This is a genomic window from Bacillus sp. LLTC93, from assembly GCF_002993125.1.
GTDB lineage: Bacteria > Bacillota > Bacilli > Bacillales > Bacillaceae > Bacillus > Bacillus zhangzhouensis.
In genome coordinates, this window is the sequence record NZ_PVME01000003.1 from 687,888 (window position 1) to 704,104 (window position 16,217).

Consider the following 16,217-nt stretch of genomic DNA (forward strand, 5'->3'; position numbering starts at 1 on the left):
TTTGTTATACTATCAAGCAGGAGGCGGTTTAGATGAACTTCTATATTACATATGGAACAGCAGATTTTTTGCATAAAATCGCAAAGAAACACCATCTGGAAAATCTACTTTATATGGTTGGAAAAGAACAAGCAGCTCTTTTTCATGAAACCGAGGGAGAGACCGTATTTAAAGCCCCTCATGCCTATGATGTGATTTATGCGAAAGGCGAGCTTGTCCAATCTGGCTTCGTCACCTTGAATCATATCCCTGTTAAGCTTGAAAGCAGAGCACTTTTTGAATCCACCTTTCAAAAGAAAACAAACATCTCAGAGCATCAGCGCGGCTTCAAGGCTCTGCGTGTCTTAAGACCACAAAAAGATGAAGAGGTTTATCTGATTTTGACACTTTGGGAATCAGAGGATTTATTTCAAGACTTTCAAGAATCAGAAGCATTCTTTCAGCCTCACGAGGATACAGGCTCCATCTTCTCTCGTCCTGCCTATCTCACATCCTACCATGCCGTCACAGACAATTAAGGAAGTGCTGCTTTAGCACTTCTTTTTTCATGAAAAAAAGCCCTTTAGCTGGGCTTTTCTTTTCAACGACTTCATTTTAGCTCGTACCGATGAATGATAGGCTGAAGCACATAGAAATTCAGCAATATCCACCCTAATAAGATCGGCCACTTCAACATAGGTGAAGCGCCTTTCAACTGAATAAGCAGCACCAATAACGGAATCAAGCAGATCATGAAAAAACTCATCTTTGAGACAAACGTTTCTTTGATTGGGTGCCGACAGCTTGGACACATCATCATTCTCGTGTGAGATAAATGAAACTTTTCGACGAAAGAAAATACTTTTGAACAATTTGGACAGTTTCCCAATGCCACTTCCCCCTTTTGCCAGCTTCATATCAACTTTCGACTTTTATGTAAAATGACCTTTTGATGTTGAACACGAAATCCTCTTCTGTTGAAAGATTCTAACAATTACCATACAATCAGTAAAAGAGCATGAAGGAGGTAATCGAATCAATGACAATATCCACTTTACAAAAAAGCATCAATGAACGTCTTGATGAACATTATGAGGAAATGGTTGAAATTAGACGCCATCTCCATATGAATCCTGAACTTTCTTTTCAGGAAGAAGAAACAGCCGCTTTCATCGCTAACTACTATGACACATTACATATACCAACACGTACTCAGGTGGGTGGTCATGGTGTTCTTGCTTTTATTGAAGGAGCTTCCCCAGGGCCGACGATTGCCCTCAGAGCTGATTTTGATGCACTGCCTATCCACGATGAAAAGGATGTGCCTTACAAATCAACAAAGCCTGGTGTGATGCATGCGTGCGGTCACGATGGGCATACAGCGACACTTCTTGTATTAGCAAAAATCCTCCATACGCATCGTGATCAATTAAAAGGGAAAATCGTCCTCATTCATCAGCACGCTGAAGAATATGCTCCAGGCGGTGCTAAACCGATGATTGAAGACGGCTGTTTAGACGGAGTCGATGTCATATTCGGTACTCACCTTTGGTCATCAGAACCTTGTGGCACCGTTCTTTATAAAAGCGGGAACTTTATGGCAGCCGCCGACCGTTTCTCTATTCAAGTCCAAGGTAAAGGTGGACACGGCGCCCAGCCTCATCTAACAAAAGATGCCGTACTCATCGGTTCACAAATTGTCGCAAACTTGCAGCAAGTTGTCGCCCGTAAAGTCAATCCAATTGATTCAGCTGTTGTATCTGTTGGAGGTTTTGTGGCTGAGAATGCCTTTAACGTCATTGCCGATTCAGCCGTTTTAACCGGTACTGCACGATCCTTTGAAGAAAGTGCACGACATATCATTGAACGTGAAATTGAACAGGTGGTCAAAGGGGTTTGCCACATGCATGATGCATCGTACACATATGAATATGTGAGAGGATATCCTGCTGTCAAAAATCACCCAAAGCCAACTGAATATATTGCTGAAATAGCAAGACAAACAGAAGGTGTCATAGAAGTAAAAGAAGCGGAAACCCAAATGGGCGGAGAAGATTTTGCTTACTACCTACACCATGTTCCTGGCACATTCTTCTACACTGGAGCTATGCCAGAAAACAGCCAGGATGTGTATCCACATCATCATCCGAAATTCGATATCAACGAAAAAGCAATGCCTGTCGCAGCAAAGGTACTCGCTCACGCCGTCCTATCCTACGATGAATAACAAAAAGCCGCTGACGACAGCGGCTTTTTCACTTCATTTCTTTCATCACTCGTAAATGAAACACATGGCGTGCGACTTCCCCGAGCTGTCCTGTCAGCTGATGATTCGCCACCCCGCCTACAGCCGCACCGACGACTGGCATTAATTGAAACAGCTTCACAAGATCAATGTAATCTCGATACTCCTGCTGAAAGCTGTACCAATCCATTTCCTCCCGGCTTGTTTCCCAATCATCAATGACCTTCATCATCTTTTGACGATGTGCACTGCTTGAAAAGGCGAGCTGAAAAATACAAAGCAAAAAGAGTCTTTCCTCTTTTTGAGACAAATCAAAGCCATAAATACATGCTAACTCATAAAGACATTTCATCTTAATGCTCAGCAGCAACGGGAAGTCCGCCATTCCGAGGAATAAACCGCCTGCCCCTGTTCCAATCCCTTCGATCGCCGCCGCCTTTTGATAATACTTCACTTTATCCTTTGCCAGCTCATTTCTCTCTACGATCGTTAATTGTTCATCGATCACTGAAAATGAAGTGAAGTGCGTCCCTGCTACGGTGGATTCGACCATTGATTTAACCGCACTTGTGATGACTTGATGAAACCTAGCAGGGATTCGGCGATTCACTCGCTGCTGAACTCCTTTTGAAAACCGTTCGATCTTTGATGGTCTTCTTAAAAATCGCGTTTGAAAAAGAATAGCCTCTTCATACAACTCCCGTTCAGCTGCATTCATCCGGTTCCCTCCTTGATGTCATCATACGCTCGCTGTAAAAAATAGATTTTCACTTATCTCATCTTTTTTAATCGACTTTGGACATAAGGCTTGAATAAAACAAGCACAAATACCAATGACATGAGAAGAGCAAGTCCACTTCCCTTCCATCCTCCTGCTGGGAGTACCGCGCAGCTCAGCAAAATTGATTGGATGATGAGTACATTACGGACGAGAACAAAAAAGCTACGATCCTTTTCTTGCTGAGAAACTGGATATAGTGCCTGTAATGAAAGATGAGCGAAGTGCTTCGTTAAAGGAACAAGCTGCACACCTGTGATAAATACTGTGAACAAGACAAGTAACGCACCTACCCAATCTGCTGCACCTGTATACAGAATAATCAGCACAAACACGACCGTTAATCTAAACACAAGACCAAAATAGTCATTTGAACGTAAAAACGCCCTCACATACATGTAAGAAAAAGTTTTACGCTGCTCGTAAGGAACAAACTGCAAGATCCAGTCCATGTATGCTCTTCTTTTCACCTGTTTCTTTAAATGAGGCACATCTGTAAATAAGTTGGCCAAGCGATAGAAGCGCTGTTTCCGTTTTAATTCATCAGAAATATGCAATTCCCATTGAAAAGGCTGTTTTTTCACTGCATTTGTTAAGTAAATAAGATAGACGGCATATATAAGATAAAAAACAATTGCAATCGCATAGGCTGCCTGTAAAACGGTATACATCAGAAACGTATTCAATAGAAAACGAAACACTGCATCAAGCCATCTGACATGCTTTCCTTGAAAATAAGTGATTCTCCACTGAATCGCTGTATTCAGGCCCTTTATCAAGATCATTTGCGCCAAGATCAGCACATAAAGCATGAGATCTCCTGAAGATACAGCCGAATAAAGCGGGAGTGCGATAATCGATACGGCAATCAAAGGAAACAGCTGCGAAAGGAAGCTAAAATTAAAGGCGTTTTTTAAATAAGGCTCCATCTTCGCTTCCAGAGGAAGCAAAAACACGAGATCTGCCTCTTTGATCAACGTACGTACGTAAGAGCTTGTCAGCACCAGTGAGAAAACAACTGCCATGACCCAGTACGAAGGGAAGTGAGTTGGAATATGTTTGAGCCAGCCGCTATACCAGCTCGCCCCGCCTGCAAGGAAAAAAATAAGCACAATGACAAGATGATCATTGAACATGTATTTTAAATATTTTCTTGTGTCTTGTACGTGTTCCTCTAATCGTGATTTCCAAATGGTTTGCGTTGTTTTACTCATAGCTTTCTTCCTTTGTTAATTCCAAATAAAGATCATCAAGTGTCGCATCTCTCATGTTGAACTGTTCTCTTAGCTCTGTCAGTGTTCCTTTCGCTCTAATTTCACCTTCATGCAAAATAATAAAGGAGTCACAATAACGTTCAGCTGTCGCCAAAATATGCGTTGACATCAGGACACTAGCGCCGTTTTTCTTTGCAGCATTCATTCGTTCCAATAGTGCATTTATCGCAAGAGGATCAAGCCCTAAAAACGGTTCATCGATGATATACAGCTCTGGTTCAACAAGAAACGCACACATAATCATGACCTTCTGCTTCATACCCTTAGAAAAATGAGCAGGGAACCATTTCAGCCGTTTCTCCATTCGAAATTCTTTCAGCAATGATGGTAGACGTTCTTCGAGTTGTTCCTTTGAAAGACCGTAAGCCATCGCTGTCAGCTCTAAATGCTCTTTTAGTGTTAACTCTTCATATAAAACAGGTGTTTCTGGAATAAAGGTGAATTGCGAACGATACGCCTCTTGATCTTCTTGTAGTGTTCGTCCATTCAGCTCAATGACACCTTTATGTGGTTTCATCAAACCGATGATATGACGAATGGTTGTACTTTTTCCCGCTCCATTTAAGCCAATGAGACCGACAATTTGATTTCTTTCTAATTCAAATGAAATATTTTTTAGAACGGGATTCTTCGTATATCCACCCGTTACATCTTTTACAGTTAAAAGGGACATGAGTTCGTTCCTTTCTTTCTTTTTCCTTTATAGTACCAAAAACGAAGGGTAATTTGAAATGTTTACCTATAGACGAGCCCTGAATAAAAAATAGGCACATTGGTCATCATAATGTATGTAGAAGAAATGAACTTGATGACCAATAAGTAAATGAGGTGTTTGTTAAAGGCAAAGAACCGCATGACAAGTTGGTTTTTCATCTAAAAACCTTAGCTTCTGTTTTGCTTCACTGATTCTTGATTTTTGTGTCCTATACAATCGTCAAATGAGGTGTTTACAGCAGAAATAGTAGGCATATGAATTCTTTATTTCAGTAAATAGAGAATTCAAAAGGCATATCGAATGAAAGCATCAGCATTTCTTCTGCAGGAGCAGGATGAGCGACCAAAGGAGTTCGCTTATCCTGTTTTCTTTTTTGCTTCTTTTTGTGATACGATAAAGGAAAATTAATGAGGAGTGACATGGCGTGAGCGACTGCATTTTTTGCAAGATCATTGATGGAGACATTCCATGTGCAAAAGTATATGAAGACGAGCATGTATTGGCTTTTCTTGATATTAGCCAAGTAACAAAAGGGCATACCCTTGTAATCCCGAAAATACATAAAGAAAACATCTATGACATGACACCAGAAGTGTCTAATCATTACTTCCAAGCGATTCCGAAAATTGCAAGGGCAATCAAACAGGAATTTGAACCAATTGGTTTAAACCTCCTGAACAACAACGGTGAAAAAGCCGGACAATCTGTGTTCCATTATCATATGCATATCATTCCGCGCTACGGCAAAGGAGATGGCTTTGGCGCCGTATGGAAGTCACATCAAGATCAATATACGTCAGAGGATTTAAAAGACATTTCTTCTGCCATTCACACGCGGCTTACCTCATCTTAAAAGATGAGGTTTTTCTTATTTCTGCCACCTTTTTAAGGCTTACATCTCCTAATAGTAAGATTTTTAGAACGATTCAAATTTTTTGTCCAAATGCTTCAAATTTGTGATAGGATGGTTTTATCTTTTGATCCATTAACGCGAGAAATAGGGAGAGATTGTGATGAAGCGAACGACGAATTTTAATGCTGGTCCGGCGGCACTGCCGCTAGAAGTGCTTCAAAAAGCACAAGAAGAACTTGTTGATTTTAAACAAACTGGGATGTCTGTGATGGAGCTTTCTCATCGCAGCGGTGAATATGAAGAAGTCCACAATAAAGCAAAAGCGCTTTTGACCGAGCTGATGGACATTCCAGAAGATTATGAGATCCTCTTTTTACAAGGTGGAGCTAGTCTTCAATTTGCGATGATTCCTATGAACTTCTTACATGAAGGCGAAACGGCTCATTTCATTCAAACAGGCGCTTGGTCAGAAAAAGCATTGTCTGAAGCAAAAGGGTTTGGTGAAACGTCTGTGTTTGCCTCAAGTAAAGATGACAATTATTCGTATATTCCAGATGTAGATGCTTCGGGTTTAACAGACGGTGCTTACTTGCACATCACATCAAACAATACGATCTTCGGCACACAGTGGAAAACGTTCCCGGACACTTCACTTCCGCTCATTGCGGACATGTCCAGTGATATTCTCAGCAAACAAATAGACGTTTCTTCATTTGATTTCATTTATGCAGGGGCACAAAAAAACCTAGGACCTTCTGGTATCACGATTGTGATCGCGCGCAAACGTTTTTTAGAGAAAGAAAAAAACGGCACGCCAAAAATATTAAAATATTCAACACACGCAAAAGCCAACTCTCTTTACCACACACCACCGACTTTTGCGATTTATATGCTGTCTCTTGTCCTTGAGCATGTCAAAAACGCTGGCGGCGTAGAAGCAGCGGAAAAACGCAATGAACAAAAAGCGGCCATTCTCTATGAGACGATTGATCAAAGTGACGGCTTTTACAAAGGGCATGCACGCGCTGACAGCCGTTCTCATATGAATGTCACGTTTACCCTTCGTGATGACGCACTTACCGCATCATTTGTGGAGAAAGCCAAACAAGAACAAATGGTTGGACTTGCAGGACATCGTTCTGTCGGTGGATGCAGAGCATCTATTTACAATGCGGTTTCGATTGAAAACTGTCAAAAGCTTGCGGACTTTATGAAAAAGTTCCAGCAAGAAAATGAGTAAAAAGGCTTTTCTATCTTGAAATAAATTTGTTATAATAACGAGAAATATAAAGTGATGACTCTTGCAATAAATGATGAGCCATATTATTGGAGAGTCCTATAAGAGCTTAGCAGAGGAGAGCATAGAAATGAAAACAAAAGAATTAGTGATTATGTCATTGCTTGCAGCAATGGGAGCTGTTTTGCATACGATTTTCCCGCCCATCTTTTTCGGAATGAAACCTGATATGATGCTGGTCATGATGTTTTTAAGCATCATCCTTTTCCCTAAGGTACAGCATGTAGTCGTGATTGCCCTCGTGACGGGGGTCATTTCCGCTTTGACAACGGGTTTCCCAGGCGGACAAATTCCAAATATGATTGATAAACCCGTGACAGCCTTTATCTTCCTAGCCCTTTTCTTGTCTTGCCAGAAGATGAAGAACAAAGTTGTGCTGACCGCTGTGTTAACTGCTATTGGAACCATCGTATCCGGCGTCATTTTCCTATCTGCCGCTTTACTGATCACCGGACTGCCAGCTGCATTACCGGCACTTCTTGTGGGTGTTGTCCTACCAGCAGTCGTGATTAATACCATTGCCATGGTATTTGTCTTCCCGATTGCTCAGTCCATTCTAAAGCGTGCAAGAATGATAGAAGTCGCTTAACGAATAACGAACCTCTTCATGTCAGATGAAGAGGTTTTTTCATGCTTTTATAAAAGAAAAAGGGTAAGCAGCAAAACGAGAAGCGAAATCCCTGCACCTGCCGCACACACAAGTGCTTTTTGCTTTAATACATGTTTTGGCGGATAAGACCCTGCATACCCAAGCTGTCTTGCATAATGAATGGAACCACCTGTGAAAACGACACCGATACACGTAAAAACGAACAGAAAGACAGACAACCTTCTCCCCTCCCTTTTCTTCAAAAGTATGCTAAAATAAAGCAAGCTATGTATGGAAGTTCAATGAAGCTGATCATCAGCTCAGAGAGAACATGCGAATGTGTAAAATTTGACTAGAGGTGATTTGAATGGCTAGTGGACGTTCTTTATTAACAGGATTATTTGTAGGCGGTCTCCTCGGAGGTGCGGCAGTGCTCCTGACGACTCCCTCTTCTGGCAGAGATGTACGCGGAAAGATGAAAGACAGCTATGACAAATTCGAAGATACGCTGACAAGATTAAAAAGAGATGGACAAGCTTTAAAAGAGCAAATTGTTGAAACAGCAAAAGAAAGTGCAGAAGTCATTAAAGAGGTTGGGGCTGAATTGCAAACATCTATTCAGCAATGGCGCGAAGACATCAAACCTCATCAACAGGACTTACAAAAGGAAATTCAGGAAATTGAGGAAAAGCTCAAACAACTGGAGAAAACCTTACAAAACTAATATACTCCCAAATAAATATTCGTTTACAAAAGTGTGCGGGGTGCGTATCCCGCATTTTTTTTGTTGAAAAAAGGTTATTTTGTCAATGTTTTTCATGACTTTTTAAAATTCTTGAATTTTCAGCTTTATTAATCTTTATTTTATTGGCATAATAGAATTACAAGAAAAAGAGAAGTAGGTGAAATGGATGAATCATTCGGAAAAGCCTTTCGATGTAAAAGAAGCACTTTTATTCAGTCAAAGAATGGCCCAATTGAGCAAAGCTCTTTGGAAATCCATTGAGAAAGACTGGCAGCAGTGGATTAAACCGTATAACCTGAATATTAATGAACATCATATTTTGTGGATTGCGTACCAATTAAAAGGAGCTTCAATATCAGAAATTGCAAAGTTTGGCGTCATGCATGTATCAACTGCGTTTAACTTCTCCAAAAAACTGGAGGAAAGAGGATTTTTAAAATTTTCTAAAAAGTTAAACGATAAACGCAATACGTATATTGAGCTAACGCCAAAAGGCGAAGAGACATTCCATCAACTACTCGAAGATTATGACCCGGCCAGAAATGGTATTGTCAAAGGCGCTCAACCGCTTCATGACATTTACGGAAAGTTCCCTGAAATTTTAGAAATGATGTGTATTATCCGAAACATTTATGGTGAGGACTTCATGGAGATTTTTGAGAAATCGTTTTCAAACATTGAGAAGGACTTTTTGAATGAGCGTGGAAAAATCACGAAAAAGTCTGAGGAACTTGAAGACTCAGCTGAGGCAGCAGAAAAAGCGGCTAAAGCAAATCAAATTGTTTAATGATCTTTATAAATTCATTCATTAAAGGCTGAAACAGCCCTTGATCATGCAGAGCAAAAATCGTCTCATGAACATCCAGCTTCTCAATTAACTGTCCCGCAAAAAGCGCAAGGAGATCGTCAAACATGACATAGCCTTGTGCTTTTTGCTTGTCCATTTCATCTGAAAGCTCAGCACAAATACGCTCAATGTCCTTTGCTTCTTCTTTCGATACACGCTGCCGGATCAATAGCGCATAATATGGATAACGGCTCATATCTGTCGCCGTCAGTAAAAGTTCCATATAATATTCGAGCTGGCTCATTCGTTCCTCAATACTCATGTACGTTCCCTCTTTCTCTTAGTCTTTCTATTTTAGCCGAAATTACTCATTGACGAAAGAGACGAACCTCCCCTTATGTCTTTTTTTCTTGAAAAATCCAAAGTTTCCTCTCTTTATTCCATATGAATGCAACATTTTATTTTTTTTCATAAAAACCATTGATTTTTATCTTCAGGAAGAGTAAATTATCTTGAGATATTCAATTAGATTTTAGATTGGAAGGATGAAAAATGAATTGTTGGAAGACCATTAATCTCGAAAAGGATTATGGTTATACGAGAATGATGATTTCAGCCATAAGTCTTTCTATACTTTTTTTCATTATGGCTTTTTTATGTTTTCAACTGACTCATCCTGAAACGAGACTAAGCAGTCACAATGCACCGCTTTTTGCTGTGCTTTTACTCGCGACATTGCTTGTCCACCGTGTGGTTCACTTGATACCAGTGATGAAAAACAAGAAAAAAATGACGTTATTTAAACGAAATTGCTGGCAGCGCGTGCCAAAGAGAGTGATGCTTTTCTCACTGCTCAGCCCGTTTTGTGTCATCTCCCCTGTTTACTTTGTTTTAGGCATAGCGTTTCCAATGTACGCACACTATTTTATCATCATCGCAAGTATTCATGCAGGCTATTGTTTGCCTGATTTTTTATTTGCATGGAAACTGCTAAAAGCACCAAAATCCTGTATCATCGATCAAGCCCAAGACGAGTTTGATATTTTAGTTGACCAAACCTCCTCATCATGAGGTTTTTAAAGCCAACTTCTATCTTTTTCATAAAAAATTTGGTAATGTAGTATGGAATAGCAGAGAGAGGGGGGATCTCCGATAGTTTTATTTTACTTCATCGTCTTTGCCGCGTTTATTGTGTATTCAATAAACAGGCTTACTAATACATTATGCCTTGTCAGAGAGATTCCTGAAGAACGGCAAGATAAGGTGTTTCGCTTTATCAATGTATCGATACTGATTTTACTTATCTCATCATTTGTTGAAATTACCATTTCTATTTAAGATCAAAGCAAAAGCTGCCGGTTTGAGGGCAGCTTTTTGTGTTCTATGATCTATTAGCAAATCCAAGAAGCACCGATAATGATCAATAAGATAAATAACACGACGACTAGTGCAAAACCGCCAGCAAAGACTTCTCCTCCCATGTGAAAACACCTCCTGCCAGGTCTTCCTCTGTTCTAAGCTCAGTGTATGCAGAAAAATTGAAAACGTTTAGGCACCTGTCATCGTTTGAAAAAAGAACCGCCCGCACGCATGGCAGGACGGCTCCTTTCTGTAACAGCGATTTAATTAATAAAGATATGCTGCACCAACAATGATCAGCAAAATGAATAGCACGACCAATAAAGCAAACCCATTAGAATATCCTGCTCCCATATAATTCAGCCTCCTTTTTGTGATCACTATATGTGTATGTGGCGTGCAAATTTTTGACTAGACGAATGCCCTTCCATTTGCAATTCTTTTTACTGCGTGTCACAATATGTTATGATACAAGCAACGATAAATAAATTGGAAAGATTAGGAGTGTTTTTTGAATGAAAAAAATGGCTTTAGCAGCTGTAACAGCAGTAAGTGTTTTAACTCTTGGCGCATGCAGTAGCGGTGATAAAGAAGTAATCGCAACAACAAAATCAGGAGATGTCACGAAAGAAGAGCTTTATACAACTCTTAAGAAACAAGCAGGTGGAGATGCTTTAAACCTACTTGTTCAACAAAAGGTTCTTGCTGACAAATACAAAGTATCAGATAAAGAAATTGATAAGAAAATGGAAGAATATAAAAAGACACTTGGTGAAGATCGTTTAAAACAACTTCAAGATGAATTCGGAAAAGATTACATCAAAGATCAAGTGAAATATGAGCTGCTGACTCAAAAGGCTGCCAAAGCTAACATCAAAATCACTGATAAAGAAGTAAAAGCGTATTACGATGACCTAAAAGGGAAAATCCGCGCAAGCCACATTTTAGTAGCTGATAAGAAAACAGCTGAAGAAGTGGAAAAGAAATTAGATAAAGGTGAAAAATGGGATGCCCTTGTGTCTGAATATTCAACTGACACGGCTTCAGCAGCCCAAGGTGGCGATGTAGGATGGTTTGCAAAAGAAGGCCAAATGGATGAGAACTTCAGTAAAGCTGCCTTCAAGCTAAAAGTAAATGAAATCAGTAAACCAGTGAAATCACAATTCGGCTACCATATCATCAAAAAGACCGAAGAACGTGGTAAATACGATGACATGAAAGCGGACTTGAAAAAAGAACTGCTTGATCAAAAACAAGCTGACACAAATGAAGTCCAAACCATCTTAAACAAATTGGTAAAAGACGCTGATGTGAAAGTAAAAGACAAAGAACTTCAAAACACGTTCAAAGAAAAATCTCAACAAACAACAGAAACTCAAAATCAATAATCACGAAAAAACCCCCTCTGCCTTCAACAAGCAGAGGGGGTTTTGTATGAAATGATATTTAAGCAATCGAATGATCCTCATGTTTCACTGTTTCCTGTGATCTTTTCACTTGCTGATCCTGACGTCTGCGCTCTCTTTCCTGTTCCATTCGCTCGATAAAAATTTCTCCTTCCTTTTCAATAAAGGATTGATCAATCTCTTGCTCCTCTTTGGCTGTCGTCATTAATTTATATGCACAGAAAATAATGCCAATGATACATGCATACACCCACCATGGAAAAAACAACATCTTTTCATCGCCTCCTTTTTTCAGGACATCTCTCTCTTCCTTTGTGTTATATGCTTATGCGAAAAGAAGACAAGTTATGAAAAAAACGCCCGCATGAAACGGACGTTTTGACATTGTTATTGATCATGAAAGGTTGGTTTATAAAATGAACGATTCTCTAGTGCAAAAATACGTTCTGTATATTCTCCAGGCTTCACATGCTCAAGCGCACGATCCATCATGTTCATTTTCGCATCTAGATTATCAATATAGTGGAGAATTTCTGCTTCCTTCACCATTGGTGGTTTAGGACTTCCCCACTCTCCCTTTCCGTGATGACTCAGCACTAAATGCTGTAAAATCAAAATTTCTTCTGAATCAATACCAAGCTCTTCTGCGGCTTTCGCAATTTCTGTCACCATAATGGAAATATGACCAATTAAGTTCCCTTCAACCGTATATGTGGTTGAGACTGGACCCGAAAGCTCTTTTACTTTCCCTAAATCATGAAGAATGATGCCAGAATATAAAAGATCTCGATCTAGTGATGGGTATAGGTCAACAATTGATTTCGCTAAATGCAGCATGGACACCACGTGATAGGCGAGACCTGAGACAAATTCGTGATGATTTTTGGTCGCTGCTGGATAATCAGCAAATTCCTGTCCGTATTTCTTCAGCAAATGTCTTGTGACACGCTGAATATTAGGGTTTTTCATATCAAAGATATATTGCATAATCGTATCCATCATATCGTGTTTTGGAATAGGAGCTGTTTCGAGAAAATCATCAATTCGAATTTGTTCGTTTTCAGCAACAGGGCGTATATTCCTAAGCTTCAGCTGATTCCTCCCGCGATAATGATGAATGTCACCTACTACCTTCACGATGGTTTGTGGTGCATATGTGAGTTCATCATTCTGCTTTGCATCCCATAGCTTCGCCTCAATATCTCCACTTTGATCTTGAAGAATTAATGTTAAAAATGGTTTGCCATTACTCGCAATACCTTTAGTAGATGATTTAATTAATAAATGCAGGTCAACTTGTTCGCCGACATCATAGGTCATGATCCCTTTAGCCATTCAATAAAAGCTCCTTCCATATTTCTGCTCATATAAGTATAACATAAGTCATTATTTGTCAATCATTCAACTGCTAAACTCGTAATCTGGCTCTCTTCTGCTGCTTGCTTCATATGATGATGACAGGTGAAATAAAACAGCTGTGTCTCAAAACGAGTCATTTCATTCATCATCTCCAGTACTCTTCCTAGACGAACATGATCAAAATGAACGAAGCTGTCATCCATCATAAATGGGAGCTGACAATCTTGCTGATGAGACAAAGCGAGCGCAAAACGAATCGCGAGATAGATCTGTTCACATGTTGCCTGCGAAAGCTCCTCTGGGCGGAATATTCGTCCATCCATCCTTTTTACAATCAGCCGGTCATCTTCGGTTGAAAATAAAATGGCTTCATATCGATCATTTGTTAACGGCTGAATAAAGCTGGAAGCTGTTTGAAGGAGCGCTGGCAGCCTTGTTTCTTTATGTTCATTCAATTTTTCTCTAATGACGGAGCGGACAAGCTGAATAGCTGCCCATTTTTTCGCAAGATGCTTCGCATGTTCCTGCTCGGCTGCAAGCTGATGAGTCAAATCAGACACTGTGCCTGAAGCTTCTATTTGCCGGATGTCCACCGCTAGTTCTGCTAAGCGCTTCTCCATATTCCTTGAGTTCAGTTGAATGTCATGTAGATGCTTCTTCGCTTCTGCGCATTCCTTCTCAAGGAGGCGTAATCCTTTCTGGACAATCCATTCTTCCTCATCAAAACAACCGCTTCTATGCAACTCTTGGTTCAGCTGCTGCAAATTGTACAGCCGCTCCCGGTATTCTTTAGATAGATGGGAAAGTACTTGGTAATCTTCTTTTGACTCCGCTTCTACTTGACGAAAAAGCTCGCCAATTTGTTTTTCGTAATATTGAATTTCTCCTTCTAGCGTTGTCAGCTGCTGTTCCACATGTTGAATGGATACATTCAATGCCTGACGTTCTTTTTCTCTTTTCGCCTCGTCTTTCAATATCTCTTGAAAGGCTGAGATGTTCTCTTGAATGGTCCCTTCATTTCTTTGAAGTATGCTGCTTAACGCTAAGACTCTACGCTCGTAGATTGATTCCTGGTCGACAAGCACGTCTATTTCCCGAGTAATCACCTCATATGCCGCTGTATTCGTTTTTAATTGTTTCAGAATATGAAAGGCTTCTACGAGGAAAGAAAGCTCTGAGGACAAGCCCAGCTGTCTTTTCATTTCCTCTACTTGCTGCTGGACTGGTTCTATCTCTCGTTCCCAGTCTTCATATTGCCGGATGATTCTTTCGTATAGAAGCTCCTTTTGCCTCACAACCGTTTCAGCTGAAGCTGCTTGAACCTGAAAGGAATCAGATGTCTCTCCACTGTTTCCTTGCCTTATTAGAGCATGTTTAATGAATGGATACATAGCAATGAAGACAAAAACAGAAAACACTGCAAAGAGTAATGTCACCCACCACTCTGTTAAAAAGAATAGTACGAACAGGATCACAGCATCAAACATAAACATGACCGGGAATAACCACGCCCTGGAATGAACCTGTTTCTCTTTCGTTCTTGTTCCCCTGGCATCCTCTGCGCCCTGCTGCTTGACCTGCTGTTCCTTTAATCCTTTTAGAGCGGTTTCCGCTTCTTCTAGCTCATGTCTTGCGTGATCAAATCGATCATCCAGCTGGGCTTTTCTATCCATTAAACGAACATATTGGCTGACAGCCTCCTTTAATTCCCACTCAAAATCAAGTGAGTCATCGATCTGATCCAACTTAATTGGACGCTGCCATTTCAGCTTCGCTGTCGCTTCTTCTATTTTTTGTTTCAATGAATCACGCTCTGCTTTTCCTTCTGCTAAGCGCTTCATCACAAGCTCAGCCTCAGACGACTCATCGACGACACGATTCATCTCCATTAACGTATCTTTTTCATAGAGTGGTTGCACTTGTGCAAGCGAGGTTTGCAAGTGATCTAATTTCGACTTCAGTGCCGTCAATTGCGCTTTTTTCGGGTGAAGGTGTGATTCTAGTTTATCAAGTTCATGCTCTGTTTCTTGTTTAAACCGCTTGACTCGTTCTGGATAATGCGCCAATTCTTTTTTTAGCTCCACCTTGTTCTCTATCATAGGGTACAGTCGAATGTGTTCAGTCAGTTGATGAATATTTTCTTCTACCTGTTTCATTTCATTTTGAAGCTTTTCTATACTCTCCGTTAATTCAGTTTGCTCCCGTTTCTTTTCGGCATAACGGCCTTCTACCAATTTGGCTTGTTTCAGCTGGCCTGTCAGCTCTTTTAAACGATCAAGCTGCTGGTTTAATTCCGGCTTGCGCCCATTTGGTTTAAAAAGCTGCTCCTGCAGCTTTAGCAGCCTGCTATCCATCTTGGAGGCCGCATCTGAACCAAATAAACTTGAGAAAAGTAAAAATTCACCGATTTGATCTTGGTTTAAGGCTTGGACATTTTGCAATCCAAACACATCAAATGAATAGATTGATTGGAATAATCTGCGATCCGTTCCCTTTAAAAGAGTCCTTAGAAAAGCTTCGTCTTTCACTTCACCATTTGGTAATAACACCTGAGCTTGACCGCCTTGATCGGACGTTCTCTCAATATGAATGATACCTAACGTCTCATCTACACAAGTGAGATATCCGCCATAAAAAGACCCCTGCTTCGGCTTATACATCTTGCTTTTTGAAAAACCAAATAACATCGATTCAATAAACGCCTTCAAAGTCGTTTTCCCCGATTCATTCAGGCCATAAACTAGCTGAAAACCGTCATCAGAAAAGTGAAAGGTTCGATTTGAAAATTTCCCGAAATTCGCAATATGGAGTGAACGTATTTTCATCATGCC

The 16,217-nt window shown here is 40.3% G+C and carries 21 protein-coding genes; 10 read left to right on the forward strand and 11 right to left on the reverse strand.

All coding sequences use genetic code 11. The features are described 5' to 3' along the window. The first annotated feature begins 32 nt into the window (after positions 1-32). Positions 33-518, forward strand: a complete 486-nt coding sequence (locus C6W18_RS13050) for an antibiotic biosynthesis monooxygenase family protein (protein WP_105927819.1) — start codon at positions 33-35, stop codon at positions 516-518. 27 nt (positions 519-545) lie between these two features. On the opposite strand, the gene C6W18_RS13055 is transcribed toward C6W18_RS13050, so the two are convergent. Then, entirely contained in the window at positions 546-896 is a 351-nt protein-coding gene (locus tag C6W18_RS13055; protein WP_189318089.1) for a hypothetical protein, read from the reverse strand. 122 nt (positions 897-1,018) lie between these two features. Between C6W18_RS13055 and C6W18_RS13060 the strand changes: the two genes are divergently transcribed. Then, positions 1,019-2,206, forward strand: coding sequence for a M20 family metallopeptidase (locus C6W18_RS13060; protein ID WP_105927820.1), 1,188 nt, complete (start codon positions 1,019-1,021; stop codon positions 2,204-2,206). Between the two features lie 28 nt (positions 2,207-2,234). On the opposite strand, the gene C6W18_RS13065 is transcribed toward C6W18_RS13060, so the two are convergent. From C6W18_RS13065 to C6W18_RS13075, 3 genes are read right to left on the reverse strand one after another with little or no spacing between them, the layout of a single operon-like run. Beyond that, on the reverse strand, positions 2,235-2,942 hold the full coding sequence (locus C6W18_RS13065; RefSeq protein WP_105927821.1) for an EcsC family protein: 708 nt from the start codon (positions 2,940-2,942) through the stop codon (positions 2,235-2,237). A gap of 53 nt (positions 2,943-2,995) precedes the next feature. Continuing rightward, a complete protein-coding gene (locus tag C6W18_RS13070) occupies positions 2,996-4,216 on the reverse strand; it encodes an ABC transporter permease (RefSeq protein ID WP_105927822.1) in 1,221 nt (406 codons plus the stop codon). Next, complete coding sequence (locus C6W18_RS13075; protein WP_008361146.1) at positions 4,209-4,949, reverse strand: ABC transporter ATP-binding protein; 741 nt, start codon at positions 4,947-4,949, stop codon at positions 4,209-4,211. Before C6W18_RS13075 ends, C6W18_RS13070 begins: the two co-directional genes overlap by 8 nt. A gap of 466 nt (positions 4,950-5,415) precedes the next feature. Between C6W18_RS13075 and C6W18_RS13080 the strand changes: the two genes are divergently transcribed. From C6W18_RS13080 to C6W18_RS13090, 3 genes are all read left to right on the forward strand, one after another. Continuing rightward, positions 5,416-5,844 carry an HIT family protein gene (locus C6W18_RS13080; protein ID WP_008348883.1) on the forward strand — a complete coding sequence of 143 codons (429 nt, stop codon included), beginning with the start codon at positions 5,416-5,418 and terminating at the stop codon, positions 5,842-5,844. 160 nt (positions 5,845-6,004) lie between these two features. Next, a complete protein-coding gene (gene serC, locus C6W18_RS13085; protein ID WP_105927823.1) occupies positions 6,005-7,084 on the forward strand; it encodes a 3-phosphoserine/phosphohydroxythreonine transaminase in 1,080 nt (359 codons plus the stop codon). Between the two features lie 127 nt (positions 7,085-7,211). Next, entirely contained in the window at positions 7,212-7,730 is a 519-nt protein-coding gene (locus C6W18_RS13090) for a tryptophan transporter (RefSeq protein ID WP_034321480.1), read from the forward strand. Between the two features lie 47 nt (positions 7,731-7,777). Here the strand turns inward: C6W18_RS13090 and yhzF are convergent, their stop codons facing one another. Then, a complete protein-coding gene (gene yhzF / locus C6W18_RS13095; RefSeq protein ID WP_034321482.1) occupies positions 7,778-7,969 on the reverse strand; it encodes a membrane protein YhzF in 192 nt (63 codons plus the stop codon). 128 nt (positions 7,970-8,097) lie between these two features. Here yhzF and C6W18_RS13100 point away from each other — a divergent pair, with 128 nt between their 5' ends. After that, positions 8,098-8,454 (forward strand): YtxH domain-containing protein, encoded by a 357-nt coding sequence (locus tag C6W18_RS13100; RefSeq protein WP_034321484.1) that lies wholly within the window; start codon positions 8,098-8,100, stop codon positions 8,452-8,454. A gap of 187 nt (positions 8,455-8,641) precedes the next feature. Beyond that, complete coding sequence (locus tag C6W18_RS13105; protein ID WP_034321487.1) at positions 8,642-9,262, forward strand: HTH-type transcriptional regulator Hpr; 621 nt, start codon at positions 8,642-8,644, stop codon at positions 9,260-9,262. On the opposite strand, the gene C6W18_RS13110 is transcribed toward C6W18_RS13105, so the two are convergent. Further along, on the reverse strand, positions 9,240-9,584 hold the full coding sequence (locus C6W18_RS13110; protein ID WP_007497157.1) for a YhaI family protein: 345 nt from the start codon (positions 9,582-9,584) through the stop codon (positions 9,240-9,242). The two genes, C6W18_RS13105 and C6W18_RS13110, sit on opposite strands and share 23 nt — an antisense overlap. Before the next feature lie 230 nt (positions 9,585-9,814). Here C6W18_RS13110 and C6W18_RS13115 point away from each other — a divergent pair, with 230 nt between their 5' ends. Continuing rightward, a complete protein-coding gene (locus tag C6W18_RS13115; protein ID WP_034321494.1) occupies positions 9,815-10,333 on the forward strand; it encodes a DUF3267 domain-containing protein in 519 nt (172 codons plus the stop codon). Positions 10,334-10,414: 81 nt separating this feature from the next. Continuing rightward, on the forward strand, positions 10,415-10,600 hold the full coding sequence (locus C6W18_RS20335; protein ID WP_072368131.1) for a hypothetical protein: 186 nt from the start codon (positions 10,415-10,417) through the stop codon (positions 10,598-10,600). A gap of 53 nt (positions 10,601-10,653) precedes the next feature. On the opposite strand, the gene C6W18_RS13125 is transcribed toward C6W18_RS20335, so the two are convergent. Then, positions 10,654-10,743, reverse strand: coding sequence for a YjcZ family sporulation protein (locus C6W18_RS13125; protein WP_017360317.1), 90 nt, complete (start codon positions 10,741-10,743; stop codon positions 10,654-10,656). A gap of 145 nt (positions 10,744-10,888) precedes the next feature. Beyond that, positions 10,889-10,975, reverse strand: coding sequence for a YjcZ family sporulation protein (locus C6W18_RS13130; RefSeq protein ID WP_008361129.1), 87 nt, complete (start codon positions 10,973-10,975; stop codon positions 10,889-10,891). Positions 10,976-11,136: 161 nt separating this feature from the next. Between C6W18_RS13130 and C6W18_RS13135 the strand changes: the two genes are divergently transcribed. Continuing rightward, entirely contained in the window at positions 11,137-12,009 is an 873-nt protein-coding gene (locus tag C6W18_RS13135; protein WP_034321496.1) for a peptidylprolyl isomerase, read from the forward strand. Positions 12,010-12,067: 58 nt separating this feature from the next. Here the strand turns inward: C6W18_RS13135 and C6W18_RS13140 are convergent, their stop codons facing one another. From C6W18_RS13140 to C6W18_RS13150, 3 genes are all read right to left on the reverse strand, one after another. Further along, positions 12,068-12,298, reverse strand: a complete 231-nt coding sequence (locus C6W18_RS13140; RefSeq protein WP_034321499.1) for a sporulation YhaL family protein — start codon at positions 12,296-12,298, stop codon at positions 12,068-12,070. A gap of 116 nt (positions 12,299-12,414) precedes the next feature. Next, positions 12,415-13,362 (reverse strand): 3'-5' exoribonuclease YhaM, encoded by a 948-nt coding sequence (gene yhaM / locus C6W18_RS13145; protein WP_105927824.1) that lies wholly within the window; start codon positions 13,360-13,362, stop codon positions 12,415-12,417. 62 nt (positions 13,363-13,424) lie between these two features. Further along, positions 13,425-16,211 carry an ATP-binding protein gene (locus tag C6W18_RS13150; protein ID WP_105927825.1) on the reverse strand — a complete coding sequence of 929 codons (2,787 nt, stop codon included), beginning with the start codon at positions 16,209-16,211 and terminating at the stop codon, positions 13,425-13,427. Positions 16,212-16,217 lie beyond the last annotated feature (6 nt).